Genomic DNA, 24,101 nt, shown 5'->3' with positions numbered 1-24,101 from the left:
GGGGTGGACTGGGTCTCGATGGCGGAGCTCTCCGAGCCGGGGCGGTACGCCGGCGGGGCGTCGGCGCGATGGTGACGGCGCTGCCGGGCCTGAGCCCGGCGCAGGAGGACGGCGTCCGGGAGGCGCTGCGCGCCGCGGGGTGCCGCAGCGGCCTGCGCTTCGCCGCCTACCTCGGCCCGGCCGTCGGCCCGCGCCGTCATTTCTCCGAACGGCTGCACGCCGCGCTGGGGGAGGAGGCGGCCAGGGCCGTGCTCGTCTTCGTGGATCCGGGAGACAGGGCCGTGGAGATCGTCACGGGCCCCCACGCCAGACGTAGGCTTCCTGACAGGGAGTGCCGCCTGGCCGCGATGTCGATGGCGGCCGCCTTCGGCGAGGGAGACCTGGCCGACGGGCTCGTCGCCGGACTGGGGCTGCTCGCGGATCTGGCTTCCCGCCGTAGGTGATCTTCTCTCATAATCGGGTGGTGCTGGAGATCGTGGGTGACACGCCGGCGGGTCACGTCTCGGGGGGAGACACGGTGCGGCAGGAGCGGGACGAGGCCCTCGGCTACATCACGACGGTCCTCGCCGATGTGCGCGCCGACATCGGCAGGGCCGACCGCAGGGCCGTCGCCCTGCTGGTGGCGGCCGTCCTCGGCGGGCTGCTGGGCAACGGCTGGCGGCCGGAGGCGCTGCCGAGCCAGGTGGAGTGGCTCTGGTGGACCGGCGTCTTCTTCTGCGCGATGGGAGTCCTGATGCTCGCCGGCGCGCTCTACCCCCGTAGCGCGCGGCTCGCCGGGCAGACGGTGGAGCGCCGCCGCTCCTACGCCGGCCTCGCGCATGCCGAGAGCCCGCATGACGGCGACTCCCCGGTCGAGGACTCCCGCGCCGGCGCCTTCGCCCGCAGCGCGCTCGCGGACCTGAGGGCCCGCATGGCGAGCCAGGACACCCGGGTCCGGGCCGACGAGCTCGTGCGGGGGATCAGGAGGCTCAGCGCCCTCGCCGACGCCAAGAGGCGCTACGTCCGGAGGGGGACGATCCTGCTGGTGGTCTCCGTCATCTGCTGCGCGCTGTCGGTGATCGTCGGCCAGGCCATCACGTCGTGGGACTTCTTCGGCAGGCCCATGGCCCCGGCGGTCCAGCCGACGCCCGCAGCGGGCCACTGCGCCCCGTCCGCGGCCTGCGACGCCCCCTCCTGAGCCTCGGCGGACCTTCCGAGTCCCGGCGGACCCCTGTTCTGAGCCCGCGGCGGCCCCTTCCGAGCCCCGGCGGACCCCTGTCCTGAGCCGGCGGCGGAGCGTTGCGAGCCTCGGCGGATCCTCCACCCCGGAGCCCGCGGCGGGTCCTCCCCAGCCTCGGCGGACCTCCCGGTCAGCGCCGCAGGAGCTTCACCAGATGGGTGGTGATGTCGGTCAGCAGCGTCGAAGGGGGCACGGGCGCGGCGGCGACGGCGGAGAACAGGCTGGGCAGGCCCGGCAGGGGGAAGCCGTCCTCCCTGGTGGCCTCGTCGCCCACCTCGTTCTTGCTGAGGATCGCCCGGCTGCGCTGCCAGGCCTCAAGGACCTCCTCGGGGGAGGGCACGCCGAACCCGTGGCCCACCGGGGCCGCGTGGCGCAGCCGTACCAGGGGGGTGTCGGCGAAGGTCAGCGCCACCCGGGCGCGCGTGGCGAGGTCCTCGCGGCGCTCCGGGGCCACCCAGTCCATCGCGGTGCAGGGGGTGCGGCAGCCGGCCACGCAGGTGGCGAGCGCGCCCGCCACCTGGCTGTGCTGCCGGTCGAAGTAGGCCCGCCAGCCCTCGGCCGGCTCCCCGGCCACCCGCAGGGTCCGGTTGACGGCCGACTGCTCCGACTTGGTGTGGTCGCACTCACGGTCGCCGATCACGCCGAACCTGCTGCCCTCCGCGCTGAGGCCCTGAGGCCAGCGCGCCGGGTCGCCGGCGTTGCCCAGCAGCGGCTCGAAGGCGAGCAGCGGCAGATACTCGCTGGCGATGTGGATGGCGGCGACCATGGGGCTCAGCTCGCGCCGGTGCCACCGGACCGCGATCGTCTCCAGCAGCAGCCCGTAGGCGGGCCGCAGCGACTCCAGCGCGCCACGCGGCTGCTCCCGGGGGGTCTGCGGCATCGTGCACGCCCGGGCCCGGCGCCTCAGATCGTTGGGCACGGCCCGCGCCTCGGCGGCGAAGTCCTCCGCGTCGAGCGAGAGCAACCGCTGCCCGAACTCGCACACCGCCTCGATGTCACCCGCGTCCTCGACGACGTCCGAGGCCAGTGCTCCGAGGTCGGCGAAGGCGTATCTCCGCGCCAGGGAGACGAGTAGATCACGTGCCGATTCCACTTGATCACCTTCTCACGGCGTGCGGATGCTGGAGGACATTGTCTGTGCAAAGTGGGATTTCAATACGTTCCCGCAGGTAGAGCCTATTTTTACCATCATCTGGCCGTGGCAGCCGCATCGATCGCGACGTCCCGGGTGGCCGCCGGCAGTCCGGCGGCGGGGACGCGAAGACGCCCCCCGCCGCGATGGCGGGGGGCGTCAGGGATGGCCGGGTCAGGCCGTCCGGGTGTCCTTGGCCTGGGCGCGCAGGGCGCGGCTGATGCCGTCGGCGCCCTCCAGCAGGAGGCGCTTGAGGGCGTGCGGAGGCTGGTCGGCGGAGATGAAGTCCTGGGTCCTGGCGACGGTCTCCGGGGAGATGGCCAGGGCCGGGTAGCAGCCGTTGGCGAAGCTCTGGGCGCTGTCGAAGGTCCAGGTCTTCCAGATCCGGCCGATCTCCTCGAAGTACTTCGCGGCGTACGGCTCCAGCAGGTCCGGGTGCCGGGGGTCCATGAAGCCGATGACCGTCGAGCGGAGCAGGGCGCCGCTCAGCTTGCCCTCGGTGATCGTGCTCCAGGCCTTCGCCTTGCCCTCGGCCGTCGGGAGGGAGGCGCGGCAGAGCGCGGCGGAGCGCTCGCCGGTGGCGGTGGCGTCGCGCAGGAGCTCCTCGGCGATGTCCTCCTCGCCGAGCACGCCGCCGGAGACCAGGGCGTGGATCAGCGTCCAGCGCAGGTCGGTGTCCACGGTCAGCCCGTCGAGCGCGGTCGAGCCGTCCAGCAGGCCCTTGAGGAACGACAGGTCCCCGGCGGAGGTCGCCACGCCGGACAGCGCGTTGACGTAGGCGAGCTGGTGGTCGGAGCCGGCCTCGGCCCCGGCGACCAGGGAACGCAGGGAGGAGGCCAGCAGGGCCAGACCTTCGGCGCGCCAGGCCGGGTCGGCGTACTGCTGGACCGCCTGGCGGGCCTGGCGGAGCACCGTCTGCGTGACGGTGATGTCCTTGATCGACGCGATGCCGGAGACGACCAGGGCGACGTAGTCGCGGGTGGACATCTCCGCGTCACGGGTCATGTCCCAGGCGGCCGACCAGCACAGGGCGCGCGGCAGCGACTCGTTGAACCTGGCGATGCCGCCGTTCACCAGCGTCTGCAGCGAGCGCTCGTCGAGCCGGACCTTGGCGTAGGTCAGGTCGTCGTCGTTGATCAGGATCAGGTCCGGCTGGACCTCGCCGACCAGCTCGGCCACCGCCGTGCGCGCGCCGACCACGTCGAGCTCGACCCGCTTGGTGCGGACCAGCTCCTCGCCCCGCAGGGAGTACAGGCCGATGGCGACGCGGTGCGAGCGCAGCGTCGGGTAGTCGGCCGGGGCCTCCTGCAGCACCTCGAAGGAGAGGAAGCGGCCCTCGGGGTCGGTGGTGAACGACGGGCGCAGGGTGTTGACCCAGGAGGTCTCCAGCCACTCCTTGGACCAGGAGGACAGGTCGCGGCCCGAGGTGCGCTCCAGCGCGCCGAGCAGGTCCGCCAGCGTGGTGTTGCCCCACGCGTGCTCGTTGAAGTAGTCGCGGACGCCGGCCAGGAAGTTGTCCAGCCCCACGTAGGCGACGAGCTGCTTGAGCACCGAGGCGCCCTTGGCGTAGGTGATGCCGTCGAAGTTGACCTCGACCGCGTGCATGTCGACGATGTCGGCGGCGATCGGGTGGGTCGAGGGCAGCTGGTCCTGGCGGTAGGCCCAGGCCTTCTCCACGTTGGCGAAGGTCGTCCACGCGCCCTGGCCCCAGCGGGTGGCCTCGGCCTGGCAGAGCACCGAGGCGTAGGTGGCGAACGACTCGTTCAGCCACAGGTCGTCCCACCAGCGCATGGTGACCAGGTCGCCGAACCACATGTGCGCCATCTCGTGCAGGATCGTCTCGGCGCGGCGCTCGATGATCGCGTCGGTGACGCGGGAGCGGAAGACGTAGTCCTCCAGGAAGGTCACGCAGCCGGCGTTCTCCATCGCGCCCGCGTTGAACTCGGGCACGAAGAGCTGGTCGTACTTCCCGAACGGGTAGCGGACGCCGAAGACCTTGTGGAAGAAGTCGAACCCCTGCCGGGTGATCTCGAAGAGGTTGTCGGCGTCGAGGTGCTCGGCGAGCGAGGCCCGGCAGTACAGGCCCAGCGGGATGCCGTCGTGCTCGGAGGTCACCTTGTGGTACGGCCCGGCGCACAGGGCGGTGATGTAGGTGGACATCACCGGGGTGGCGGGGAAGTGCCAGCGTCTGGCGGCCTGGAGCGCGCCGTGGCGGCCGCGGTGCTCCTGGAGCTCCTCGGCGGAGTCGGGCGCCGCGTTGGAGATGACCTCCCAGTAGGAGGGCGCGAGCACGGTCAGCTCGAAGGTGGCCTTCAGGTCGGGCTGGTCGAAACAGGCGTACATCCGGTGGGCGTCGGCCGTCTCGAACTGGCTGTGGAGGTAGACGCTCTTGTCGACCGGGTCGACGAAGCGGTGCAGGCCCTCGCCGGTGCGTGTGTAGGAGCAGTCGGCGTCGACGCGCAGCTCGTTGGTCTCGGCCAGGGCGGGCAGCGGAAGCCGCCCGGTCTCCGGGTCGTAGCCGCTCACGTCGAGCTCGGTGCCGTTCAGCACGGCCCTGCGCACCTTCGCGTCGGCCAGGTCGATGAACGTCTCCGCACCCGCCTGGGCGCTGGTGAACCGGACCGTGGTGACGCTCTCGAAACGCTCCTCGCCCTCCGTCAGGTCGAGCTCCACCGCATATGACTGCACACTGAGCAGACGTGCGCGCTCGCGGGCTTCGTCACGGGTCAGATTGCCTGCCACTACCGCTCCCTCGTCACAACTTCCCCCGCTCCGTTGCGCAGGGATCCCTGAATCCTGCCATGTGAGACAGAAGATCGCCGCCCCGGATGCCGGGGGACGGGCCGCCCGCTCCATCCGAGGATAAAGCCGCTAGTCAACGTGGTAATCCCCACGCGGAATAGGAAACTCGGCCTCCTGGGTTGTCGTTATGCGAAGAAGCTTCACGATCAGAAAGCTGAGAGATGACTGAGCGCACCCCGGTGGACCTCTGGTTCGACCCCTTCTGCCCGTACGCGTGGATGACCTCCCGATGGCTGCTGGAAGTGGAGAAGATCCGGCCGATCGAGCCGCGCTGGCACATCATGAGCCTCAACGTGCTCAACGAGGGCAAGGATGTGCCCGACAAGTACCGCGAGCAGATCGCCAAGGCCATCGGCCCGGTCCGGGTGGTCGCCGCCGTGCAGGAGAAGTACGACTCCGAGACGGTCGGCCGGCTCTACACCGAGCTCGGCACCCGCTTCCACAACCAGGGCAGGCTCAAGGAGCTCGACAGGCTCCGCGAGACCGTCGAGGAGGCGCTGGAGGCCGCGGGGCTCGACCCGGCGTTCGCCGACGCGATGGACTCGGAGGAGTTCGACGAGGCTCTGCGCGCCTCGCACAACGACGGCATCGACCGGGTCGGCCAGGAGGTCGGCACCCCGGTGATCGCGGTGGAGGGCGTCGCCTTCTTCGGCCCGGTCGTCTCGCCCGCGCCCAAGGGCGAGGAGGCGGGCAAGCTCTGGGACGGCGTCCGCCTGGTGGCCGGCATCGACGGCTTCTTCGAGATCAAGCGCTCCCGTACCCGGGGGCCGATCTTCGAGTGACCGCCGGACCCGCCCTGCCACCTGCGCGTCCGAGCGGGGCGGGACTGGTGTGCGAGGCGTGCGGGGGATCCGGCGGGGCCGTCCTCCGCGCGCCGTCGCGTGACCGAGACTCCCGCCGGGCATAACCTCTCCTCGCTTATCCGGATATTACGAGTTTTTAAGTATCTAGGTAATTCGCCGTTTATGAGCGTGCTTCGTCGTACCCTCCTCACAGAGGGCGGCCGAGGGCCCGCCGCAGCGAGGACGGCATACGCCTAAATTGCGATCTTCATGCGGTTGGGCAGGTATCCCGTGACCTGCCGGGCTCTCGCCTTATGACGGTCCGCACGCAAGGATGAGAGTCATGCGTCATCTTTATCTGAACGGAGCATGGCGGGCGTCGGCGTCCGGCGAGAGCGTCGACGTCGTCAACCCCGCGACCGAGGAGACAGTCGACAGGGTGCCCGCCGGGTCGCCCGCCGACGTCGAGATCGCCGTGGCCGCCGCCCGCGCGGCCCTGCCCTCGTGGTCGAGTACGGCCGCCGCCGAACGAGGCAAGATCCTCTCCGCGGCGGCCGAGCTGATACGAGAACGCTCCGATCAGATAGCCCGGATCATCACCACGGACATGGGCGCGCCCTACAACGTGGCGATGAAGGTGCAGACGCTGATGCCGGCCGGGGTGCTGGCCTCTTACGGCCAGCTCGCCGAGACCTACGACTTCGAGGGCGGCAGGGTCGGCAACTCCCGCATCTTCCGGGAGCCGGTCGGCGTGGTCGCCGCCATCACGCCGTGGAACTACCCCCTCCACCAGATCGTGTGCAAGGTGGGCCCGGCGCTCGCCGCCGGCTGCACGGTGGTGCTCAAGCCCAGCGAGGTGGCGCCGCTGGCGGCCTTCGCGCTGGCCGGGATCTTCGACGAGGTCGGGCTGCCCGCCGGGGTGTTCAACATGGTGAGCGGCTACGGCCCGGTGGTGGGCGAGGCCCTGGTCACCCATCCCGACGTGGACATGGTGTCGTTCACCGGCTCCACCAGGGCGGGGCGGCGGGTCGCCTCGCTCGCCGCCGAGACGGTCAAGCGGGTGGCCCTGGAGCTGGGCGGCAAGTCGGCCAGCGTGGTGCTGCCGGACGCCGATCTGGCCGCGGCGACCAAGGTGACGGTGGCCAACGCCTTCCTCAACTCGGGCCAGACCTGCTCGGCCTGGACCCGCATGATCGTCCACCGCGACCAGTACGACGACGCCGTCGGGCTCGCCGTGGCGGCCGCGAGGAAGTACACCGTCGGCGACCCCTTCGACGAGCTCACCCGCCTCGGCCCGCTGGTCTCCGCGGCCCAGCGCGACCGGGTCGTCCACTACATCAACCGAGGGCAGGAGGAGGGCGCCCGGCTGGTCGCCGGAGGCACCGACCGGCCCCTGGAGCGGGGCTTCTACGTGGAGCCCACGGTGTTCGCCGGGGTGGAGCCGGGCATGGTGATCGAGCAGGAGGAGATCTTCGGCCCGGTCCTGACGATCATCCCCTACACCCGTGGCGAGGACGAGGCCGTGGCCATCGCCAACGGCACGCCGTACGGCCTGGCGGGCGCGGTGTGGGCGGGTAGCGAGGAGCACGCGGTCTCCGTCGCGCGGCGGCTGCGCACCGGCCAGGTGGCCGTCAACGGCGGCCAGTTCAACCCGCGGGCCCCCTTCGGCGGGTACAAGCAGTCCGGGCTGGGGCGCGAGCTGGGCGAGTTCGGCCTTGAGGAGTATCTGGAGATCAAGTCGGTCCAGCTCTGACCTCCCGCGGGACGTCTCCCCCGGGGGCGTCCCGCGGAGCCGGGGACGGGCCCGCGCCCATGGCTGTTTTCTCCGTGATCGTCCGGCAGTGTTCTCCGGAATCACCGCCCGGCGATAACGGAGGTCGCCGGGGCGGCGTTCCGCGAAATCACCGGCCGCTGTTCTCCGAAATTGCCGATCAGCCCGAAAAGGGTTGTCATCGGCGGATCTTCTGGGTAAACCCGCCTTAAGGGAACCTTCGCCCTTCCGAAAGGCGACGAATGAAACTGGGCACCAAGCGTCTGAGCGCGTTCGACCTGGTGATAGCCGTGGGAGGACTGGCGCTGGTGCTGCTCGCCGCGCAGAACCTCGGATCGGCCCTGGCCGCGCTGCGGGGCGAGGGCGCCTGGGGGACGTTCACCGCCCACCGGGTCGAGTGCGTCCAGCACCCCGGCCACGAGCAGTGCACCTGGCTGGGGGAGTTCCGGGCGGGCGGGCAGGTACGCCCGGAGGTCGCGTTCTACGGCGCGGACCGGGAGGCGTTCGTCCCCGGCCAGACGTCGCGGGCCTTCGACACCGGCCGCCGGGGCCATGTCTACGGCCCCGGCGGCTCCAACGAGTGGATCATGGTCGCGCTGCTCCTCGTGGCCGGTCTCGGCCTGGCCGCCAGGCCGGTGATACGCCTGCGGCGCGGCACGGCCCGGACCGCCGAGACCGCCGGAGCCCCCAGGGCCCCCGGAGACTGACGGCGCGGAGCCCGGCCGGCTCGATCACGGAGCCTGGAGGAGGACCTTCCTGGCGGCGTCCTTGGCGAGGCGGTCGACGTAGAGCATCCCCTCGAGATGGTCGGTCTCGTGCTGGAAACAGCGCGCGAGCAGGCCGCGGGCCTTGATCTGGACCGGCCGGCCCAGGCGGTCGAGACCGCGGACCGTGACCCCGGCGGCCCGGGGCGTCCTGGCGTAGATCGGAGTGCCGGTCTCACGGCCCGGGACCGACAGGCAGCCCTCCTCGTCGAGGACCTCCGCGTCGTCGTCGACCGTCAGCACGGGATTGATCAGATGGCCCTTGCGGTTGCTGCAGTCGTAGACGAAGACCCGCTTCGACACGCCGATCTGCGGACCGGCCAGGCCGACGCCCTGTGCGGCGTACATGGCGTCGAACATCTCGTCGATCAGGCGGCGCAGATCACGGTCGAAGTCGACGACCGGCTCGGCCGGCGTGCGCAGGACCGGATCCCCGACCACTCGGATGTCACGCATCGGGACTCTCTCTTGTAAGGGTTCGAATAGCAGAGCGGTCGTTACTCTAGTCGGGGTGGGGGTCGAGCCGGCCACCCACACCTGCGAAACTGGGCGGGTGCGCGTCTACATCGGTGCCGACCATGCCGGCTATGAGCTCAAGAACCACGTCGTCTCCTGGCTGAAGGAGCACGGCCACGAGGTCACGGACTGCGGTCCGTTCGTATACGACCCGGAGGACGACTACCCGCCGTTCGTGCTGCGTGCGGCCGAGGGCGTCGCGGAGGACCCCGGGAGCCTGGGGATCGTCATCGGCGGCTCGGGCAACGGCGAGCAGATCGCGGCCAACAAGGTGCGCGGCATCCGCGCCGCCCTGGCCTGGAGCGAGGACACCGCCAAGCTCGCCCGCGAGCACAACAACGCCAACGTGGTCAGCCTGGGGTCGCGGATGCACACCCAGGAGGAGGCGACCCGGTTCGTCGAGCTCTTCCTGGGCACCGCCTACTCGGGCGCCGAGCGGCACAACCGCCGGATCGCGCAGCTCACCTCGTACGAGACCATCGGCCAGCTGCCGTCGCTGCCGTAGACCCCGCCCGACCGGCCCGGTCCCTTCCACAGGGGCCGGGTGCGCCTGCCCGCGCGCCACGGGCGGGCAGGCGCCTCATCTGCGACGCGGCGGTTCTTTGCGTGCCGGTTCCTTGCGCGGCGTCTCGTCGCGGAGAGGCCGCCGGTCCGCGGCCTCCTGCTGCTCCTGCGCGGGCCGGGAGACGTCCCGGGCCCGCATCGCGGTGATCGCGCTGATCTGCAAGCTCTGCAGTGCCATGCGGTCACCCTAACCCGCGCGACCGGACGGATCAGAAGATCAGACCGGCCCAGGGGGCGGGCTCCCACGACATCGCGACCGACAGCTCCCGTACGGCTCCCGCCCGAGACTCGTGCACCACCCCCGCCGCCTGCAGGGCCGCCAGCGGGCGGCCGCCCAGGTAGGCCGCGCCCAGCACGGTGACCGGAAGCGTCAGGTCAGCCGGGTCCTCGGTGGGCACGCACCGGGCGCCGGAGGCATCGGCCGTCAGCCGCCAGCGGCGGGCGTTCCACGGGCAGACGGCGTCCTCGACCTCGATGGCCACGTCCACCGGCGCCGAGTAGCGGCGCGCGGGCAGCGCCCGCTCGACGTCCACCAGGCGGATCCACAGGTCGTCCAGCCACCCCGCGTTGAGCTGGCGCGGCTCGGCCAGCAGGTGGATCAGCGGGTCGTCGACCGGCCGCTGCCAGGCCGAGACCCGCGTGACCAGGTCCCGCTCCAGAACGTGCCGCCAGAGCAGCGCGTAGGCGGCCGGGTCCAGGCCGAACAGCTCCTTGAGCCGCAGCTCGCCGTCCGGCACGTCGTGCTGGGTGAAATTCGGCTTGATCCGGAAGAGCGCGTAGCCGCGAGGGCCCCCGTCGTCCTCGACGACCACGGCGCGCAGCGGCCCGGCGCCTCCCTGATCGACCTCGTGGTCCGACAGCACCGCGTCCCAGCGCGCGGGCGTGCGGGCGTAGAGCCCCGGGCGGCTGTCGAGCACGGCCTCGAAGACCTTCTCGAAGACGGCCCTGGCCTCGGTGGGGGCGACGATGCGCAGCCGCAGCGCGGGGTCGGTCGGGGCGTGCCGGGCCAGGGCCGGACCGCGCTTGGTGATGTTGAAGAAGAGGTTGTCGGCGGCCCTGCCGTACCCGAAGCGTCCGTAGATCGCCGCCTCCGAGGCGTACAGCGCGGCGACCGCCTCGCCCCGCTCGTGGAGGTCGGTGAGCTGGCGGGTCATCAGCGTGGACAGGATGCCCCTGCGGCGGTGCGAGGGCAGCACGCCGACCGAGGTGACGCCGCCGACCGGGATCGGCCCGCCGGGCACCGTCATGGTGAAACTGCACACGGAGGTGACGCCCACGAGCAGGTCGCCTTCGAAGGCGCCCAGCGAGCGGTCGAACTCGGCGTTCCTCCTGAACAGCTCCGCCCGGTGCGGAGGGATGGCGTTGCCGAACGCCTCCTCGTCGAGCGTGATCCAGGCGGACCATTCTTTCTCGGCTATCGGACGCAGGCTAAGGCTCATTTTTCCTACGGTAGAGGGGGCAAACCGTTCCGGCCATTCAATATCCGCCCTTAATGATCAAGGCCATTGGTCAAGTGGGCTGCCCAAACGGGGGACGGGCAGATACAGTCGAACGCATCATGAGTTCTCGCCCGGTGCCGCTGATCCCTCCGGGGCTCCGCGCGTTCCTGGTGCGGGTGCCCCTTCTCGTGCCCATCGTACGGTTCCTGCGCCGCGGGCCGCTGGGCCGTGACCGCAACCTGCTCATCACGCTGATCGTGCTGACCGTGGTGCTCGCCGGCCTGGCCGCCCGGGTCTCCATGGAGTGGTTCTCCCCGGCGCTCATGATCCCGATCACTCTCGTCGGCGGCCTCCAGCTCCGGCTGCGGAGCCTGGCCAAGCTGCTGTGCGCGGTCGCGGCGGCCCTGCTCTACGTCGGCATCGCGCGCGGGGTGGGGCACATCGGCCCGGGCCTGCTGGTCACCTTCGGCTTCACCACCGTGCTGGCGGCGCTGATGGCCCGCACCCGGGGCAAGCTCGGCGTGCAGGGCCTGCGCGGCGACGCGATGCTGCTGGAGCTGCGCGACCGCCTCAAGAACCAGAGCGAGCTGCCCTCGCTGCCCAAGGACTGGGACTCCCGGGTGGTGCTCAAGCAGGCCGGCGGCTCCTCCTTCGGCGGTGACTTCCTGGTCTCCATGCGCGAGGGCGACACGGTGGAGCTCGCCCTCGTCGACGTGTCCGGCAAGGGCGTGGACGCGGGCACCAGGGCGCTGATGCTGTCGGGAACCTTCGGCGGCCTGCTCGGCTCGGTCGACGACTTCCTGCCCGCCTGCAACACCTACCTGCACCGCCAGCGTGAGGCCGAGGGTTTCGTCACGGCCGTCCACGTCCGGCTCAACCTCGTCACGGGCGAATACGTGATCACATCGGCCGGCCATCCGCCGGTGGTCAAGTTCGAGGCGGGCACCGGCACCTGGCGCGTCTCCCCGGCCAAGGGCGTGGTCCTGGGCATCGTCCCCGACCTGCACTGCGAGCCGGACCGGGGGACGCTCCGCAAGGGCGAGGCGCTCATGCTCTACACCGACGGGCTGATAGAGCAGCCCGGCCGCGACATCGACGCGGGCCTCGACCGGCTGCTCGGGGAGGCCGAGCGGCTGCTGCCCTCCGGGTTCCGCGACGGCGCCCGCAACCTGGTCACCTCGATGTCGGCGGGGCACAACGACGACTGCGCCCTGATCCTCATCTGGCGCCCCTGACGGCCCGGCGCCCGGACGATGTCACAGCCACCCGGAGTCGCTGGCGATCCGCACGGCGTCGAGGCGGTTGCGGGCATGGGTCTTGCACATGATCCTCGACATGTGGTTTCGGACCGTTCCCACGGACAGGAACAGCTGGTCGGCGATCTCGTCGGAGCGCGCCCCCTGGGCGGCCAGCCGGAGCACGTCCAGCTCCCGGCGGGTCAGCGGGTTCTCGGCCGACTCCAGGGCCGCCACCGCGAGCTCCGAGTCCACCGCCCGGCCGCCGGCCGCGACCCGCCGGACGCCGTCGACCAGCTGCTCGGGCCCCACGTCCAGGCTCATGAACCCCAGTGCCTGGACGGCGAAGGCGCGGCGCACCTGGCCGGGGTTGGGGTGACGGGACAGCAGGAGGACCCGGCAGTCGGGAGTGTTCTCGCGCAGCCGGAGCGCCGCGGTGAACCCGTCGACGTCGGGGAGATCCACGTCGATGACCGCCGTGTCGGGGCCGTGCCTCAGGACGGAGGGGACGACCTCTTCCCCGCTGCCCACGTCGGCGACGACCTTCAGGTCGGCCTCACAGTCCAGCGACGCCACCAGGCCTCGCCGGACCAGAGGGAGATGCTCGGCCACCAGGATCCCGATCAAAATTCTCCTCTCACTCTTCTTCTCGAAGGGTGATCGAATGATTGCTTACCGTCAACAAAGTGTCTCCATTCGACAAAGCTCGCGCAAGTGGCTTGATCTAGAAGGCCTGGTTTCAGGGGATCCTGACTCCGGATGGTTGGGCTAATCTCTTATGGGGCATTGTCGGTAAATCCGTGACCGGGGGTATGAACCTTGAGCTGGCTCTTCGTGATCGGGATCATCGTCTTCCTCCTGGGGCTGATGGTGTCGATCGGGCTGCACGAGATCGGTCACCTGCTGCCGGCGAAGCGGTTCGGCGTCAGGGTCACCCAGTACATGATCGGCTTCGGCCCGACCATGTGGTCGTGGCGCAGGGGCGAGACCGAGTACGGCGTGAAGTGGATCCCGTTCGGCGGCTACATCCGGATGATCGGCATGCTGCCGCCCCGGCCCACCGACGACCCCACCAAGCTGCGTTCGGCCGCCACCGGGCCGTGGCAGGGGCTGATCGAGAGCGCCCGCGAGGTCGCGCTGGAGGAGGTCCGGCCCGGGGACGAGAACCGGGTCTTCTACCGCAAGCCCTGGTGGCAGAAGGTCATCATCATGAGCGGCGGTCCGGCGATGAACTTCGTGCTGGCCTTCGTCCTCTTCGCCATCGTCATCATGGGCTTCGGCGTCCCGGTGCTCAAGCCGGTCGTGTCGGGGATGACCAAGTGCGTCATCCCCTACAGCGAGTCGCTGAAGCCGGGCCGCACGTGCACCGCGGCCGACCCGCCGACGCCGGCGGCGCAGGCGGGCATCAAGCCCGGCGACAAGATCGTCGCGTTCGGCGGCGTGCCGGTCTCCACCTGGGAGGAGGCCACCAAGAAGATCCGGGCCAACGGCGCCGGGCCCGTCACCATCGGCATCGTGCGGGACGGGAGGCCGCAGACGCTGAACGTCACCCTGATCTCCCAGGACCGCCCCGCGGTCGACGACCCCAAGAAGATCGAGAAGAACGTCGGCTTCCTCGGCGTCGCGCCCACGCAGGTCATGGAGAAGCAGAGCTTCGGCTACGTGGTCGGCCACATGGTGGAACTCACCGGCAGGGTCGCCGAGTCGCTGGTCAACCTGCCGGAGAAGATGGTCGGCGTCTGGAACGCCGCCTTCTCCGGTGAGGAACGCGACCCCAACGGCCCGGTCGGCGTGGTCGGCGCGGGCCGGATCGGCGGCGAGATCGCCGCCTCCGCCGCCCCCACCGAGAACAAGTTCGTCGCCCTGCTGAGCCTGCTGGCCGGGTTCAACCTGGCCATCGGCGTGTTCAATCTGATCCCCCTGCTGCCGCTCGACGGCGGTCACATCGCGGGCGGCCTCTGGGAGGGGCTCAAGCGGGCCTTCGCCCGGGTGACCCGCAGACCCGAGCCGGCGCACGTGGACATCGCCAAGGTGCTCCCGCTGACCTACGCCCTGGCCTTCACAATGATCATCCTGTTCGGCCTGCTCCTGTACGCGGACCTGGTGAACCCGGTCCGCCTCACCGGCTGATCGGCCGGGCCACGGCGGGCGCCGGGGCAGGCCTTACCCGCCGATAGGGTTGTTCCGTGAGGGACGGGACGCCAGGGGCGGCGATCGATGTGGCGCTGTTCCGGCTGCGACGGATCTGGGCGCGGCCGCTGCGCTCGCGCAAGATCGCAGACCCGCAACGGCCGGTGCAGCTGTCGAACGTGATGGTCGTGCACGCCGTGCACAAACTGAGCCTGGACGTGCCCGAGGTGACCGTCGGCGCCGTCGCCGAGCAGCTGGACGTGGATCCCTCCACGGCCAGCAGGCTCGTCAACGACGCGATCGGCGCGGGGTTCGTGGAGCGCGAGGAGTCCGAGGTGGACGCCCGGCGGGCCCGGCTGGTGCTCAGCGGGCGAGGGCGCCGGGTGCTGGAGGTGGTCGTCCACCACCGGCGGACCTACCTCGACGGGCTGATCGCCGACTGGGACGAGGCGGACCGTGAGACCTTCGCCCGGCTGCTCACCCGCTTCGCCGAGGCGGCCATGGCCCGCCCCGCCGACCTGGTCAACCTCGACCAGGTGATCGCCGAGGCGATCCAGGAGCCGACTACTCTCCGGTGACGCCGTCGAGCTGCTCGCGGATGATGTCGGCGTGGCCGTTGTGCCGGGCGTACTCCGCGTTCATGTGGATGAGGATCCAGCGCAGCGAGACGTCCTCCCCCCTGCGCTGCTGCTTGCCCAGGGTGTCCGGAGGCAGCCCCTCGGAGACCTCGCGGGCGTGGTCGATCTCGCCCTGCCAGCGGGCGAACGCCTCCTCGGCCGAGGCGGTGTCCACCAGGTCGAACTCCGCGTCGGGATGCAGGTCGGACCAGTAGATTCCCGGAGTGTTCTCGCCGTTGAGGATGTTGCGGAACCAGTAGCGCTCGACGTCGGTCATGTGGCGGACCAGACCCAGCAGGGAGAGCGTGGACGGCGCGGCCGCGCGCAGGCGGAGCTGCTCCTCCGACAGCCCGGCGCACTTCACGGCCAGGGTCTCCCGGTGCCAGTCCAGCCATGACCGGAGCATGGGGGTCTCGTCGGCGATATACGGGGGGTCTACACGGTTGTCGGTCATGGGGTCACATCTTGCCACTCCACCATGTCGCGTCGGCGACGGTGTCGAAACCGAGGGAGTCGTAGAGCGGCTTGCCGGCCGTCGCCGAGGTCAGGGTGACGGGACCACGCAGGTGTCCCAGGACCGCGTGCATGAGTGCCCGTCCGACCCCGCGGGAGCGGTGCTCGGGCAGAGTGGTCACCCAGTAGACCCCGCCGGCCGCGTCGTCGGTGACCGTCATGCACGCTCCGGCGGGCACCCCGTCCCGGGTGGCGAGGAACAGGTCGACCCCCTGACGCTCCAGCAGGCTCCGGGGGAACACCTCGCCCGGGCGGTACGGCTGGAAGCCCGGCAGCGGGAATCCGTCGACCACGATCCGTTCTGCGGTCTCCAGCCGCCCACCCGGCTCCAGCCGCTCGACCTCCACCGCCGTCGGCGCGGGGACCGGACCGGGTCGGCGGATCATGACGGGGAGCCGCCGGGGGCTCAGCCCCAGATCGCCGAGGCCGACCGAGCTGAACGGGTCCTCGACGACCACCCCGCCGGTTGATCGGCGCCGGACCAGCTCCGTCAGTTCGGCGAGATCGTCCGCGTCCGGCTCCGGGGAGAGGAGCAGGACACGCAGGCCACCGCGCTCGCCTCCGTCCACGCCGACGAAACCGGGGCGGGTGAGCAGTCCGCGTCCACGGGTCTGCGCGAGAGCCGTCCAGAAGGCGGCGGCGTTCCGGGTGGCCAGGTGGAGCGAGGCCATGCGCACGGCGGGGACGACATGTGCCGGTTCAGCGGTCATGGGGGCAACCCTACGAGGCGGCCGGACCTGCGCCGAGGTCCGACACCGCGCGCTGGGTCGAGAGCAGCCCGAGCGCAGGGCCTCGACCTGAAGAGGTTGTCGCCGGGGAGGACAGAGAGGATCCTCTCTGTCAGCGCGCGCCAGTCGGCCTCGGTGACAATCGCAGCGACAGGAACTCAGAATGCGAAAAGGGAACACGGCGAGCGGAGAGGCGTTCAGGGGTTCACCGTGACCTGTGACTGCCGGCACGGCACCCCGACCCGTAGTGGTCGCGGGACCTGCGGCCCGGACTACGAGCACGTCATCCAAAAAGTGTACGCACCATTGTGAGCCGGACAATTTGGAGACCGAGATGAATGACCTGGCCGGAGCCCGGCGGGTAGATGCGCGCGGCACCCGCTGGAGAACGTGCGCGATCGTGCTCGCCGTGCTCCTGGCCGTCTCCCTGGTCGCCGCTGGACTCGTGTGGAAGCGCGAGCGTGACAGGGGGTCGGCTCAGGAGCGTGTCGCACTGGCTCATGGGCTCGCGCTCCACGCCGCGGAACTACGTGACGCCGCCCCCGGCACGGCTCGGGACCTCGGCCTGGCCGCAGTCAAGATCCACTCTGACGGGCAGACCCGGGCGGGGCTGATCGACACGCTTGTCGGGGAACGCGGCGCCGAACTCACGCCGGACGCCTCCAGCGAGGTGGCGCTGAGCGGCGACGGGCGGATCGCCCTGACCGGTGCCGGCGACGAGGTGAGCGTATGGGACCTCACGACCTGGCTCGACCCCAAGGTCGTCGAGAAGTCCGATCGGATCGCCGCGTTGAAGGGCCACAAGGAGGACGTGGGCGCGGTGGCGCTGTCCTTCGACGGGCGGACCGCGCTGACCGGTGGCGACGAGGGCGTCACGATCGTGTGGGATCTCACCGATCCGGCCAAGCCGATCCGGACGGCCGCGTTGGCGGGCGGGAAGAACGCCGAGGACCTCGGCGGCGTGCGGGCGGCGTTGTCGCGCGACGGCCATACGGCGGTGATCGCCGACGACGACGGCGACGTGACCGTGTGGGATCTGACCGACCGGTCTCGTCCGGTGCGCCTGTCGGTGACGAGGGCGCCCACCTCCTCCGTCTTCCGCGACCTCGCTCTCAGCGCGGACGGCGGGGTCGCCGTCACCGTGGACAACGATGGGGCGGTGACGGTCTGGGACCTCGCCGACCCCTCGCGTCCGGCCAGGTCGGCCGACCGCGTCCTGCCCGCGAAGTCCGCGGAGATGGCGATGAGCGCGGACGGGCGCGCCGTCCTCGTCGGGAACGCGCATCGGGCCGGGCTCTGGAACCTCGCTGACCGGTCGCGCCCGGTCAGCACGGCTGTGTTCGACGTGCCCCTCGCCGACATGTACGACATGGCCTTGACCTCCGACGGGAAGACCGCCCTGCTCGCCGGACCGAGCGATTCCGCGATCCTCTGGGACCTCTCCGTCCCGTCCAGGCCGGCCCGGCTGGCCGCGTTGAAGGGATACGCGCGGGAGATCGATTCCGTGGCTCTCAGCGCCGATGGCGGCATCGCCCTGGCGGCCGGTCCCGGCGGGGTCTCCCTGTGGGATCTCAGGGGCCTCGCCGAGGTCGTCGCCGACCCTGAGCTGGCGGCCTGCCGCGGTAACCCCGGCGCGGAGATCGACAAGGCGGACTGGGCCCGCTACGCGGGCGGTGCGGACTGGTCGGACTACGGGGGAGAGGGCATGGACTTCCTTGCCGTCTGTTTGATCAACTCGGGCTCTGATGCCCTGTCCGCGAGCGTACGGCGGGGCGGTACGCAAAGTCCCACGTGACCGGGAGAGGTAGATATCTGCCAGATCTACGATGATCCGTTGGTGGCTGGGTGGCTCTTGAGGTAATCGCCCACCTGTTGGCTGGTAACCGCGCGGCACACCCGTCAACCCCGTGTCCGGCCATGTCGCTGACGGGTGCCACCGTTCGACGACGGGGCCGGGCGCCACCCGGTGATCGAGCAGCTCGGGAATGTCGGCGGCGGAGAACGCGTCATGTGTCCGGAGAGCCACCCGCGACGCGTTCACCGCAGGTCACCGCCCCAGCAGCTCAGTACATCGAGATGTGGACGTGGTCGAAGTGGTTGGCGGTGATGCCGCCGCGGTTGGACATCGGACGCCAGCCGGAGCCGGTGTCGATGCGCTGGCGCCAGATGACGTATTTGACGCCGAGGGCGGCCTTGTTCTTGATGGCCCAGGCGGCGATCTCGTCGCCGAGCTTGACGTGGGCGGCCGAGGGCATCGAGCCGCCGGTGCTCATCATGAAGTCGCAGGCGCGGCCGAGCGGGTGTTCGCCGCCGTCGTTCGCGGCGCGGTAGCAGCCGACCTGGTAGGGCAGGGGGAAGCGCTTCTTGATGGCTTCGCGCATGATCTGGGTGCGGTCGGTGATGTTGTCGGCGCCGGCGGGGAGCTGGGGGGCCCAGCTGCCGTCGGCGCGGCGGCCGGAGCCGGTGGGTACGAGCGCGTCGAGTTTCTTCTCGATGTCGCCGATCACCTGCTCGGCCTCCTCACGCTGGTTCTCCACCGCCGCCGCCTCCTCGCCGATCGTCTTGGTGAGCTGGGCGGCCTTGTCCGCCGCCTGCTTCCTGAGGTCCCGGCTCAGGGCGAAGCCCTGCAGGTAGCTGCTCTGCTGGGCGCTGAGCTGCTCCATGATCGTGGCACCGTCGAGGTTGGTGGAGAACAGCAGGGAGGGCAGGTCGCCGGAGTTGCTCTGGTAACGGAACTGGGCGAGGGCGTCGACCTGTTTCTCGGCCTCGGCGTAGCTCTCCTCGGCCTTGCGCAGGTCCGACTTGGCGACGTTCTCGGCGGCCCTGGCCTTCTTGAGGGATTCGCGCTTGGCCGCGTAGGCCTCGATGAGCTTGTCGACCTTCTTGTTCAGCTGGGCCAGCTCGGCGCGGAGCTGGGACTCCTTCGGTTTGGGGGCCGCGTTGCCCGCGGTCGCCGTGCCGAGGGTGAACGCCAGGGCCGAGACCATGGAAATGGTCAAAGCCGCATGGCGACGGAACGTGGGGGATAGAGCCGCCACGACTCTCCTCTCCTTCCGCCTACCGGGTTAGCTGACGGGTTCGGGCTGGAGGAAGCCCTTCCACCGAAGTGGTTCACCCCAAGTGCGGTGGGTCCCCGGCTCCCGGACGACGCGCCCGGAATTAGGCATATCGGACATTGGGTCCGATGTGTGAGGATAGTAGTGGTAAACCCAGGGTAACGCGACCCTAATCTGAGACTAATAAGTGATCATACTGTGACAACGGAACGTAAAAGGCGGGCCGCCTCCTCGGGCAGGACGTCGTTCACGAAAGCCCCCATGGCCGACTCCGATCCGGCGAGATACTTCAGCTTGTCCGGCGCCCGGCGGATGCTGAACAGCTCCAGGTGCGCGTACGACAGTTCCCGGCCGACGTTCACCGGCGCCTGGTGCCAGGCCGCGACGTACGGCATCGGCACGCCGAAGAGCCCGTCCAGGCGGCGGAGCACCTCCGTGTAGAGCGGTCCGAACGCCGCGCGCTCGGCGGGCTCCAGCCCGCCCAGGTCGGGGACCTGGCGGTGCGGGTAGAGGTGGACCTCCACGGGCCAGCGCGCCGCGGCGGGGACGAAGGCCGTCCAGTGCTCGTTCGAGGCGACCACGCGGATCCCGGCCTCCCGCTCGGCGGCCAGCACGTCGGCGAACAGGTTGCCCCCGGTCCGCTCCCGATGGCGCTCGGCCGCGCCCAGGGAGAGCCTGGTGCGCGGGGTCACGTAGGGATAGGCGTAGATCTGGCCGTGCGGGTGCGCCAGGGTGATGCCGATCTCCGCTCCCCGGTTCTCGAAGCAGAACACCTGCTCCACGCCGGGCATCGCGGACAGCTCCGCCGTACGGTCGATCCAGGCCTCCATGACCAGCTCGACCTGGCCGGCGGAGAGCTCGGAGAAGGACGAGCCGTGGTCGGAGGTGAAGCAGACCACCTCGCATCGCCCGACCCCCGGACGGACCTCGCTCAGCCCCCCCACCTGGTGGTGCTCGCCCGTCTGGGCGGAGAAGGAGGGGAAGCGGTTCTCGAAGACGACGACGTCGTAGGCGCTCGACGGGACCTCGGTCAGATTGCCGGGGGTCGACGGGCACAGCGGGCACTCGCTCGCCGGCGGCAGGAAGGTGCGACCCTGACGGTGCCCCGCCACCGCGATCCACTCCTCGGTGAGCGGGTCGTATCGCAGCTCGGAGGCCGGGGGGCGGGGTGGCAGGTCGCGCATGTCGGTCGCGCCGCGGTCGGCGTCGTCACGCCGGTCGAAGTAGAACAGTTCCCGGCCGTCGGCCAGGTGGGTGATCGTGCGCTTCATCGGCCCAGCGCCTCGCTCGCCGGCCGCGCCTCGGCGACGATCAGCTCGCCGACCTGGGCGGTGAGCTCGTCGCGGGCCTCGTCCGGCAGGCCGGAGTCGGTGATCACGACGTGGGCCTGGGACAGCCCGGCGATCGTGCTGATCCCGACCGTCCCCCACTTGGTGTGATCGGCGGGCACCACCAGGCGGTGCGCGGAGGCGACCAGCGCGCGGTTGGTCTCCGCCTCCAGCAGGTTGGGCGTGGTGAACCCGGCGCGGGCGTCCATCCCGTGCACGCCGAGGAACAGGGTGTCCACGTGGAGCCCGCGGACGGCCGCCACGGCGACCGGGCCGACCAGCGCGTCCGAGGGGGTCCGGACGCCGCCGGTCAGCACGACGGTGCGGTCGGCGCGGGGGGAGCGGTGGAAGACGTCGGCGATCCGGATCGAGTTGGTGATCACGGTCAGGTCGGGCACGTCGACCACGCAGTGGGCCAGCGTCCAGGTCGTGGTGCCGGCGGAGAGCGCGATGGCCGTGCCGGGCCGGACGAGCTGGGCGGCGTACTGGGCGATCGCCTCCTTCTCCGGCTGCTGGCGCATCGACTTGGCGGCGAATCCTGGCTCCTCGGTCGAGCCGGGGCCGGCGGCGGTGGCCCCGCCGTGGACCTTCTCCACCAGCCCGCGCTCGGCCAGCACCTCGAGGTCCCTGCGGATCGTCATGTCGGACACCCCGAGTTCGCGGACGAGGTCGGCGACCCTGACCCCGCCGCTGCCGCGCACCCGCTCCAGAATCGCCTGCTGCCGCTGTTGGGCGAGCATTGACCCACTCCTTAATCAAACAGATTCCACCAAATTATCACAGGAGATTTGGGTGAACGCTGTTGGATCCTGGTGAATAGCGGCTCACAGCCGCTCAAGCTCGGCGTGGATGTTCGCCCTGGCCGCTGCCTCCGGACCGGCGATCCGGAAGATCGTCGGCAGGTCGAGCAGCGAGCGCAGCACGGCTGCCCGACCGGCCCGGAAGGCGTCGTCCGGGACGAAGGAGTACTCCTGGCGCACGGCCGCCGCGTAGGCCGAGTAGATCTCGGGCGGGGCGGCCAGGATCGCCAGGTCGGCGTCGCACAGCACGGCGCCGTCCATGTCGTCCGGCGCGGGGTCGTGCGTCAGGGTGAGCCGCACCAGGCGGGCCACCGTGGCCACCGCCGCGGCGGGCAGACCCATCTCGGGCAGCATCCGCTCGGCCAGCCGGGCGCTGCGTTCCTCGTTGTCGCCGCGCCGCGGGTCGTAGACGGCGTCGTGGAACCAGGCCGCGAGCCGTACGAGGTCGGGAGCCGTCGCGTTCTCCGCCAGCGTGTCGATGTGGTCCAGTACGGCCTCCAGATGGTCGGCCGTGTGATATCTGCGGTGCGGCTCGCCGTACCGGGTGATCAGATCCCGCCCGAGGCTCTCGGCCTCGGGCCCGGCCAGCGACCGCCAGCGGTCCATCAGATTCGCGCTCATGCGGGGAGCCTAGAACCACGGCCGGCCGCCGTGCCGGCCGCCGCCGGACGGCTCGTCCCCCGTGTCCCGTACGGCGCGCCTCAGGCCTTGTACGGCACGCGTCAGGTCTTGTACGGCGCGCGTTCGAGGAGGAATGTGAAGGCCGGACCCGACGGAAGGGGTGCGGCATGGGCAGACGCGCGCGCAAGAGCCGGTCACGCAGGAAGCGCAGGGCCAACCACGGCAAACGGCCGACTGCCCGCTAGCTGCGGCGCCCCCACGAGGCGAGCAGCCTGGTCTGGGAATCGGTGTCCGAGGGCACCGGCTGTTGCTCTCCTATCACTCCCGCCTGGCGATAACCCTCCTCCGCGCCGGCGAACCAGGTCGCGCAGGCCTCGACCAGCTCGGGGTCGAGCCGCTCGTCGGCGCCGATCGCACGGGCCAGGTCCCAGGTGTGGATGAGCGCGTCGGCGAACAGCTCGGTGATGTACTCCTCGCCGGGCACGTCGCCGAACGACAGGTGGACGACGCATGTCAGGGAACGCTCGCCACCCGCCGCCTGGGCGGCGGCCACCGCCGAGGTGTCGAACGCCTTCAACGGGTCGTCGCCGAGCAGGTCGCCGTCGAGGGCGTCGCCGAGGTCCGGGACGCTCCGTCCGGCGAGCAGTTCCGGGGCCCAGCGGTTCTCCCCGACCACGTGGTTGACCAGGGCGCGCACGTCCCAGTCCACACACGGCGTCTTGTTCTCCCACTGGTCCGGTCGGATCTGGTGCACAAGAGCACCGAAGTCATCCAGGGTGCGTCGGTAGGCCTCACGTATGTCGATAGTCATCATGTCCTCCCGAGTCGTCATTTCGACCGTAACTCCTGAGGGGCACCCCGTCATCGGGCCCGTGGGGCATGACCGGCCGGGGCGCGGCACCCGACCACGGGGGTTCATCCGGTGGCCATCGCGGCGTCGGTCCGCCGAAGGGCCGGGTCGCGGGAGGAGGCGACGCTGCGGCGCGGTTGACGCTCTCCGTGAGAGTGTCACGCCATAGTGTCACCATGGCCGAAGTGTCCGGACCCGCGAGATCGTCGAGTGGCTTCAGGCTGTTGCTCGGGCTGGCCGCCGCGGTGGTGGCGCTGGCCGGGGTCAGGGCGGTGGCCGGCATCGCCGGCCCGGCCTTCCTGGCACTCACCCTCACCATCGCGGTGAGCCCGCTCAGGGTCTGGCTGCGCCGTCGCGGCGCGGCACCGTGGGTGCTGGTCGCGGTCCCGCTTCTCACCGTCCTGCTGCTGCTCGTCGCGCTGGTCGGCTCGCTGGTCGTCTCGGCGGCGCAGCTCGTGGCCCTGTTGCCCGCCTATGCCGCGCAGTACCAGCGGCTGCTGTCCTCGATCGCCCAGGGCATCGACCACCTCGGCATCACCCAGGAACAGGTCAGGTCGGCGCTGAGCAAGCTCGACCCCAGCTCGCTCATCGGACTGGTGCAGGGTTTCCTGGGAGGGCTGCTCAGCGTCGGCTCGGCCCTCATCCTGATCACGCTGCTGCTGTTCGGGATGAGCCTGGACGCCACCGTGACGCACGACGCGATCGGGTCGCTGAGGGCCTCGCGGCCCCACATGGTCCAGGCGCTGAGCGAGTTCGCCCACGGGACGTGCAACTATCTGATCGTCTCCACGGTCTTCGGGCTGATCGTGGCGGTGCTCGACACCATCGCCCTGTGGATCATGGGTGTGCCGCTGCCGCTGCTCTGGGGGCTGCTGGCGTTCATCACCAACTACATCCCCAACGTCGGGTTCGTCATCGGGGTCATCCCGCCCGCGCTGCTGGCGCTGCTGGACTCCGGGCCGAGCACGATGGTCGCCGTGGTGGTCGTCTACTCGGTGCTGAACTTCGTCATCCAGTCGGTGATCCAGCCCAAGTTCGTAGGGGAGTCGGCCGGTCTGTCCACCACGGTCACCATCCTGTCCCTGCTCGTGTGGGCCTACGTGCTCGGCGCCCTGGGGGCGATTCTGGCGGTGCCGCTCAGCGCCTTCGCCCGCGCGCTGCTGCTCGACTCCGATCCTGCGGCCCGCTGGGCCACCCCGCTGATCAGCGGCCGGCTCCCCGGCCGCCCTTGACG

General features: G+C 70.7%; 25 protein-coding genes and 1 riboswitch. Of the genes, 12 read left to right on the top strand and 13 right to left on the bottom strand.

Features of this window, described 5'->3' with window-relative positions; translation table 11 throughout:
* Together CA984_RS12145 and CA984_RS12140 are read left to right on the top strand one after the other, a co-directional pair.
* On the top strand, nucleotides 1-443 hold a 443-nt coding region (locus CA984_RS12145; protein WP_108724565.1), incomplete at its 5' end, for a DUF5130 family protein.
* A 20-nt stretch (nucleotides 444-463) separates the two neighbouring features.
* Complete coding sequence (locus CA984_RS12140; protein ID WP_133061640.1) at nucleotides 464-1,177, top strand: Pycsar system effector family protein; 714 nt, start codon at nucleotides 464-466, stop codon at nucleotides 1,175-1,177.
* A gap of 172 nt (nucleotides 1,178-1,349) precedes the next feature.
* Here the strand turns inward: CA984_RS12140 and CA984_RS12135 are convergent, their stop codons facing one another.
* Together CA984_RS12135 and pepN are read right to left on the bottom strand one after the other, a co-directional pair.
* The gene (locus CA984_RS12135) at nucleotides 1,350-2,312 is read right to left on the bottom strand and encodes a hypothetical protein (protein ID WP_086571332.1); all 963 of its coding nucleotides are present in this window, start codon (nucleotides 2,310-2,312) and stop codon (nucleotides 1,350-1,352) included.
* Between the two features lie 213 nt (nucleotides 2,313-2,525).
* Nucleotides 2,526-5,093, bottom strand: coding sequence for an aminopeptidase N (gene pepN, locus CA984_RS12130; protein WP_086571331.1), 2,568 nt, complete (start codon nucleotides 5,091-5,093; stop codon nucleotides 2,526-2,528).
* A gap of 221 nt (nucleotides 5,094-5,314) precedes the next feature.
* Here pepN and CA984_RS12125 point away from each other — a divergent pair, with 221 nt between their 5' ends.
* The 3 genes from CA984_RS12125 (at nucleotide 5,315) to CA984_RS12115 (ending at nucleotide 8,413) form a co-directional block, all read left to right on the top strand.
* Nucleotides 5,315-5,935 (top strand): mycothiol-dependent nitroreductase Rv2466c family protein, encoded by a 621-nt coding sequence (locus tag CA984_RS12125; protein WP_086571328.1) that lies wholly within the window; start codon nucleotides 5,315-5,317, stop codon nucleotides 5,933-5,935.
* A 343-nt stretch (nucleotides 5,936-6,278) separates the two neighbouring features.
* A complete protein-coding gene (locus tag CA984_RS12120; RefSeq protein WP_086571326.1) occupies nucleotides 6,279-7,688 on the top strand; it encodes an aldehyde dehydrogenase family protein in 1,410 nt (469 codons plus the stop codon).
* Nucleotides 7,689-7,948: 260 nt separating this feature from the next.
* Nucleotides 7,949-8,413 (top strand): hypothetical protein, encoded by a 465-nt coding sequence (locus CA984_RS12115; RefSeq protein WP_086571324.1) that lies wholly within the window; start codon nucleotides 7,949-7,951, stop codon nucleotides 8,411-8,413.
* A 24-nt stretch (nucleotides 8,414-8,437) separates the two neighbouring features.
* On the opposite strand, the gene def is transcribed toward CA984_RS12115, so the two are convergent.
* Entirely contained in the window at nucleotides 8,438-8,926 is a 489-nt protein-coding gene (gene def, locus CA984_RS12110; protein WP_086571322.1) for a peptide deformylase, read from the bottom strand.
* Between the two features lie 97 nt (nucleotides 8,927-9,023).
* Between def and CA984_RS12105 the strand changes: the two genes are divergently transcribed.
* Complete coding sequence (locus CA984_RS12105; RefSeq protein ID WP_086571320.1) at nucleotides 9,024-9,491, top strand: ribose-5-phosphate isomerase; 468 nt, start codon at nucleotides 9,024-9,026, stop codon at nucleotides 9,489-9,491.
* A gap of 75 nt (nucleotides 9,492-9,566) precedes the next feature.
* Here the strand turns inward: CA984_RS12105 and CA984_RS46035 are convergent, their stop codons facing one another.
* Together CA984_RS46035 and CA984_RS12100 are read right to left on the bottom strand one after the other, a co-directional pair.
* Entirely contained in the window at nucleotides 9,567-9,728 is a 162-nt protein-coding gene (locus CA984_RS46035; protein WP_156056322.1) for a hypothetical protein, read from the bottom strand.
* 31 nt (nucleotides 9,729-9,759) lie between these two features.
* On the bottom strand, nucleotides 9,760-10,989 hold the full coding sequence (locus CA984_RS12100; protein WP_086571317.1) for a GNAT family N-acetyltransferase: 1,230 nt from the start codon (nucleotides 10,987-10,989) through the stop codon (nucleotides 9,760-9,762).
* Nucleotides 10,990-11,108: 119 nt separating this feature from the next.
* On the opposite strand from CA984_RS12100, the gene CA984_RS12095 reads away from it, so the two are divergent.
* Nucleotides 11,109-12,224, top strand: coding sequence for a PP2C family protein-serine/threonine phosphatase (locus CA984_RS12095; protein WP_031166414.1), 1,116 nt, complete (start codon nucleotides 11,109-11,111; stop codon nucleotides 12,222-12,224).
* A 21-nt stretch (nucleotides 12,225-12,245) separates the two neighbouring features.
* Here CA984_RS12095 and CA984_RS12090 read toward each other — a convergent pair whose 3' ends face one another.
* Nucleotides 12,246-12,851: a response regulator transcription factor gene (locus CA984_RS12090; protein ID WP_086571315.1), complete on the bottom strand. Its 606-nt coding sequence runs from the start codon at nucleotides 12,849-12,851 to the stop codon at nucleotides 12,246-12,248.
* Nucleotides 12,852-13,043: 192 nt separating this feature from the next.
* Between CA984_RS12090 and CA984_RS12085 the strand changes: the two genes are divergently transcribed.
* On the top strand, nucleotides 13,044-14,354 hold the full coding sequence (locus CA984_RS12085; protein WP_165781212.1) for a M50 family metallopeptidase: 1,311 nt from the start codon (nucleotides 13,044-13,046) through the stop codon (nucleotides 14,352-14,354).
* A 56-nt stretch (nucleotides 14,355-14,410) separates the two neighbouring features.
* The gene (locus CA984_RS12080; protein WP_133061639.1) at nucleotides 14,411-14,932 is read left to right on the top strand and encodes a MarR family winged helix-turn-helix transcriptional regulator; all 522 of its coding nucleotides are present in this window, start codon (nucleotides 14,411-14,413) and stop codon (nucleotides 14,930-14,932) included.
* Here the strand turns inward: CA984_RS12080 and CA984_RS12075 are convergent.
* Both CA984_RS12075 and CA984_RS12070 read right to left on the bottom strand, forming a co-directional pair.
* The gene (locus tag CA984_RS12075; RefSeq protein ID WP_086571310.1) at nucleotides 14,919-15,425 is read right to left on the bottom strand and encodes a DinB family protein; all 507 of its coding nucleotides are present in this window, start codon (nucleotides 15,423-15,425) and stop codon (nucleotides 14,919-14,921) included. The two genes, CA984_RS12080 and CA984_RS12075, sit on opposite strands and share 14 nt — an antisense overlap.
* Nucleotides 15,426-15,429: 4 nt before the next feature.
* Complete coding sequence (locus CA984_RS12070) at nucleotides 15,430-16,194, bottom strand: GNAT family N-acetyltransferase (protein ID WP_207620831.1); 765 nt, start codon at nucleotides 16,192-16,194, stop codon at nucleotides 15,430-15,432.
* Nucleotides 16,195-16,546: 352 nt separating this feature from the next.
* Here CA984_RS12070 and CA984_RS12065 point away from each other — a divergent pair, with 352 nt between their 5' ends.
* Complete coding sequence (locus tag CA984_RS12065; protein ID WP_133061638.1) at nucleotides 16,547-18,007, top strand: WD40 repeat domain-containing protein; 1,461 nt, start codon at nucleotides 16,547-16,549, stop codon at nucleotides 18,005-18,007.
* A gap of 268 nt (nucleotides 18,008-18,275) precedes the next feature.
* Here the strand turns inward: CA984_RS12065 and CA984_RS12060 are convergent, their stop codons facing one another.
* The 4 genes from CA984_RS12060 to CA984_RS12045 all read right to left on the bottom strand — a co-directional run bounded on the left by CA984_RS12060 (nucleotide 18,276) and on the right by CA984_RS12045 (nucleotide 22,017).
* A complete protein-coding gene (locus CA984_RS12060; RefSeq protein ID WP_242675900.1) occupies nucleotides 18,276-19,211 on the bottom strand; it encodes a coiled-coil domain-containing protein in 936 nt (311 codons plus the stop codon).
* A gap of 41 nt (nucleotides 19,212-19,252) precedes the next feature.
* Nucleotides 19,253-19,388, bottom strand: a riboswitch (cyclic di-AMP (ydaO/yuaA leader).
* 71 nt (nucleotides 19,389-19,459) lie between these two features.
* Nucleotides 19,460-20,539, bottom strand: a complete 1,080-nt coding sequence (gene galT / locus CA984_RS12055) for a galactose-1-phosphate uridylyltransferase (RefSeq protein ID WP_086571300.1) — start codon at nucleotides 20,537-20,539, stop codon at nucleotides 19,460-19,462.
* Nucleotides 20,536-21,336, bottom strand: coding sequence for a DeoR/GlpR family DNA-binding transcription regulator (locus CA984_RS12050; protein WP_086571298.1), 801 nt, complete (start codon nucleotides 21,334-21,336; stop codon nucleotides 20,536-20,538). The genes galT and CA984_RS12050 overlap by 4 nt, the downstream gene beginning before the upstream one ends.
* Before the next feature lie 84 nt (nucleotides 21,337-21,420).
* Nucleotides 21,421-22,017, bottom strand: a complete 597-nt coding sequence (locus CA984_RS12045; protein ID WP_086571295.1) for an HD domain-containing protein — start codon at nucleotides 22,015-22,017, stop codon at nucleotides 21,421-21,423.
* Between the two features lie 167 nt (nucleotides 22,018-22,184).
* Between CA984_RS12045 and CA984_RS49245 the strand changes: the two genes are divergently transcribed.
* The gene (locus CA984_RS49245) at nucleotides 22,185-22,262 is read left to right on the top strand and encodes a 50S ribosomal protein bL37 (protein WP_399517414.1); all 78 of its coding nucleotides are present in this window, start codon (nucleotides 22,185-22,187) and stop codon (nucleotides 22,260-22,262) included.
* Here the strand turns inward: CA984_RS49245 and CA984_RS12040 are convergent.
* Nucleotides 22,259-22,849, bottom strand: a complete 591-nt coding sequence (locus CA984_RS12040) for a TIGR03086 family metal-binding protein (protein ID WP_242675899.1) — start codon at nucleotides 22,847-22,849, stop codon at nucleotides 22,259-22,261. The genes CA984_RS49245 and CA984_RS12040 overlap by 4 nt on opposite strands.
* A 194-nt stretch (nucleotides 22,850-23,043) precedes the next feature.
* Between CA984_RS12040 and CA984_RS12035 the strand changes: the two genes are divergently transcribed.
* Nucleotides 23,044-24,099, top strand: a complete 1,056-nt coding sequence (locus CA984_RS12035; RefSeq protein ID WP_086571293.1) for an AI-2E family transporter — start codon at nucleotides 23,044-23,046, stop codon at nucleotides 24,097-24,099.
* Nucleotides 24,100-24,101: the final 2 nt, after the last annotated feature.

The sequence above is a fragment of the Streptosporangium minutum genome, assembly GCF_002149035.1.
GTDB classification, from domain to species: domain Bacteria; phylum Actinomycetota; class Actinomycetes; order Streptosporangiales; family Streptosporangiaceae; genus Streptosporangium; species Streptosporangium minutum.
This window is presented reverse-complemented; position numbering and strand designations above follow the sequence as displayed.

Bases quoted from the DNA above. Each gene is read 5' to 3' on its own strand.
- CA984_RS12125 (WP_086571328.1), top strand. From the start codon at position 5,315: ATGACTGAGCGCACCCCGGTGGACCTCTGGTTCGACCCCTTCTGCCCG.
- CA984_RS12120 (WP_086571326.1), top strand. From the start codon at position 6,279: ATGCGTCATCTTTATCTGAACGGAGCATGGCGGGCGTCGGCGTCCGGC.
- CA984_RS12115 (WP_086571324.1), top strand. From the start codon at position 7,949: ATGAAACTGGGCACCAAGCGTCTGAGCGCGTTCGACCTGGTGATAGCC.
- def (WP_086571322.1), bottom strand. From the start codon at position 8,926: ATGCGTGACATCCGAGTGGTCGGGGATCCGGTCCTGCGCACGCCGGCC.
- CA984_RS46035 (WP_156056322.1), bottom strand. From the start codon at position 9,728: ATGGCACTGCAGAGCTTGCAGATCAGCGCGATCACCGCGATGCGGGCC.
- CA984_RS12100 (WP_086571317.1), bottom strand. From the start codon at position 10,989: ATGAGCCTTAGCCTGCGTCCGATAGCCGAGAAAGAATGGTCCGCCTGG.
- CA984_RS12095 (WP_031166414.1), top strand. From the start codon at position 11,109: ATGAGTTCTCGCCCGGTGCCGCTGATCCCTCCGGGGCTCCGCGCGTTC.
- CA984_RS12075 (WP_086571310.1), bottom strand. From the start codon at position 15,425: ATGACCGACAACCGTGTAGACCCCCCGTATATCGCCGACGAGACCCCC.
- CA984_RS12070 (WP_207620831.1), bottom strand. From the start codon at position 16,194: ATGACCGCTGAACCGGCACATGTCGTCCCCGCCGTGCGCATGGCCTCG.
- CA984_RS12065 (WP_133061638.1), top strand. From the start codon at position 16,547: ATGAATGACCTGGCCGGAGCCCGGCGGGTAGATGCGCGCGGCACCCGC.
- galT (WP_086571300.1), bottom strand. From the start codon at position 20,539: ATGAAGCGCACGATCACCCACCTGGCCGACGGCCGGGAACTGTTCTAC.
- CA984_RS12050 (WP_086571298.1), bottom strand. From the start codon at position 21,336: ATGCTCGCCCAACAGCGGCAGCAGGCGATTCTGGAGCGGGTGCGCGGC.
- CA984_RS12045 (WP_086571295.1), bottom strand. From the start codon at position 22,017: ATGAGCGCGAATCTGATGGACCGCTGGCGGTCGCTGGCCGGGCCCGAG.
- CA984_RS49245 (WP_399517414.1), top strand. From the start codon at position 22,185: ATGGGCAGACGCGCGCGCAAGAGCCGGTCACGCAGGAAGCGCAGGGCC.
- CA984_RS12040 (WP_242675899.1), bottom strand. From the start codon at position 22,849: ATGACGACTCGGGAGGACATGATGACTATCGACATACGTGAGGCCTAC.
- CA984_RS12035 (WP_086571293.1), top strand. From the start codon at position 23,044: ATGGCCGAAGTGTCCGGACCCGCGAGATCGTCGAGTGGCTTCAGGCTG.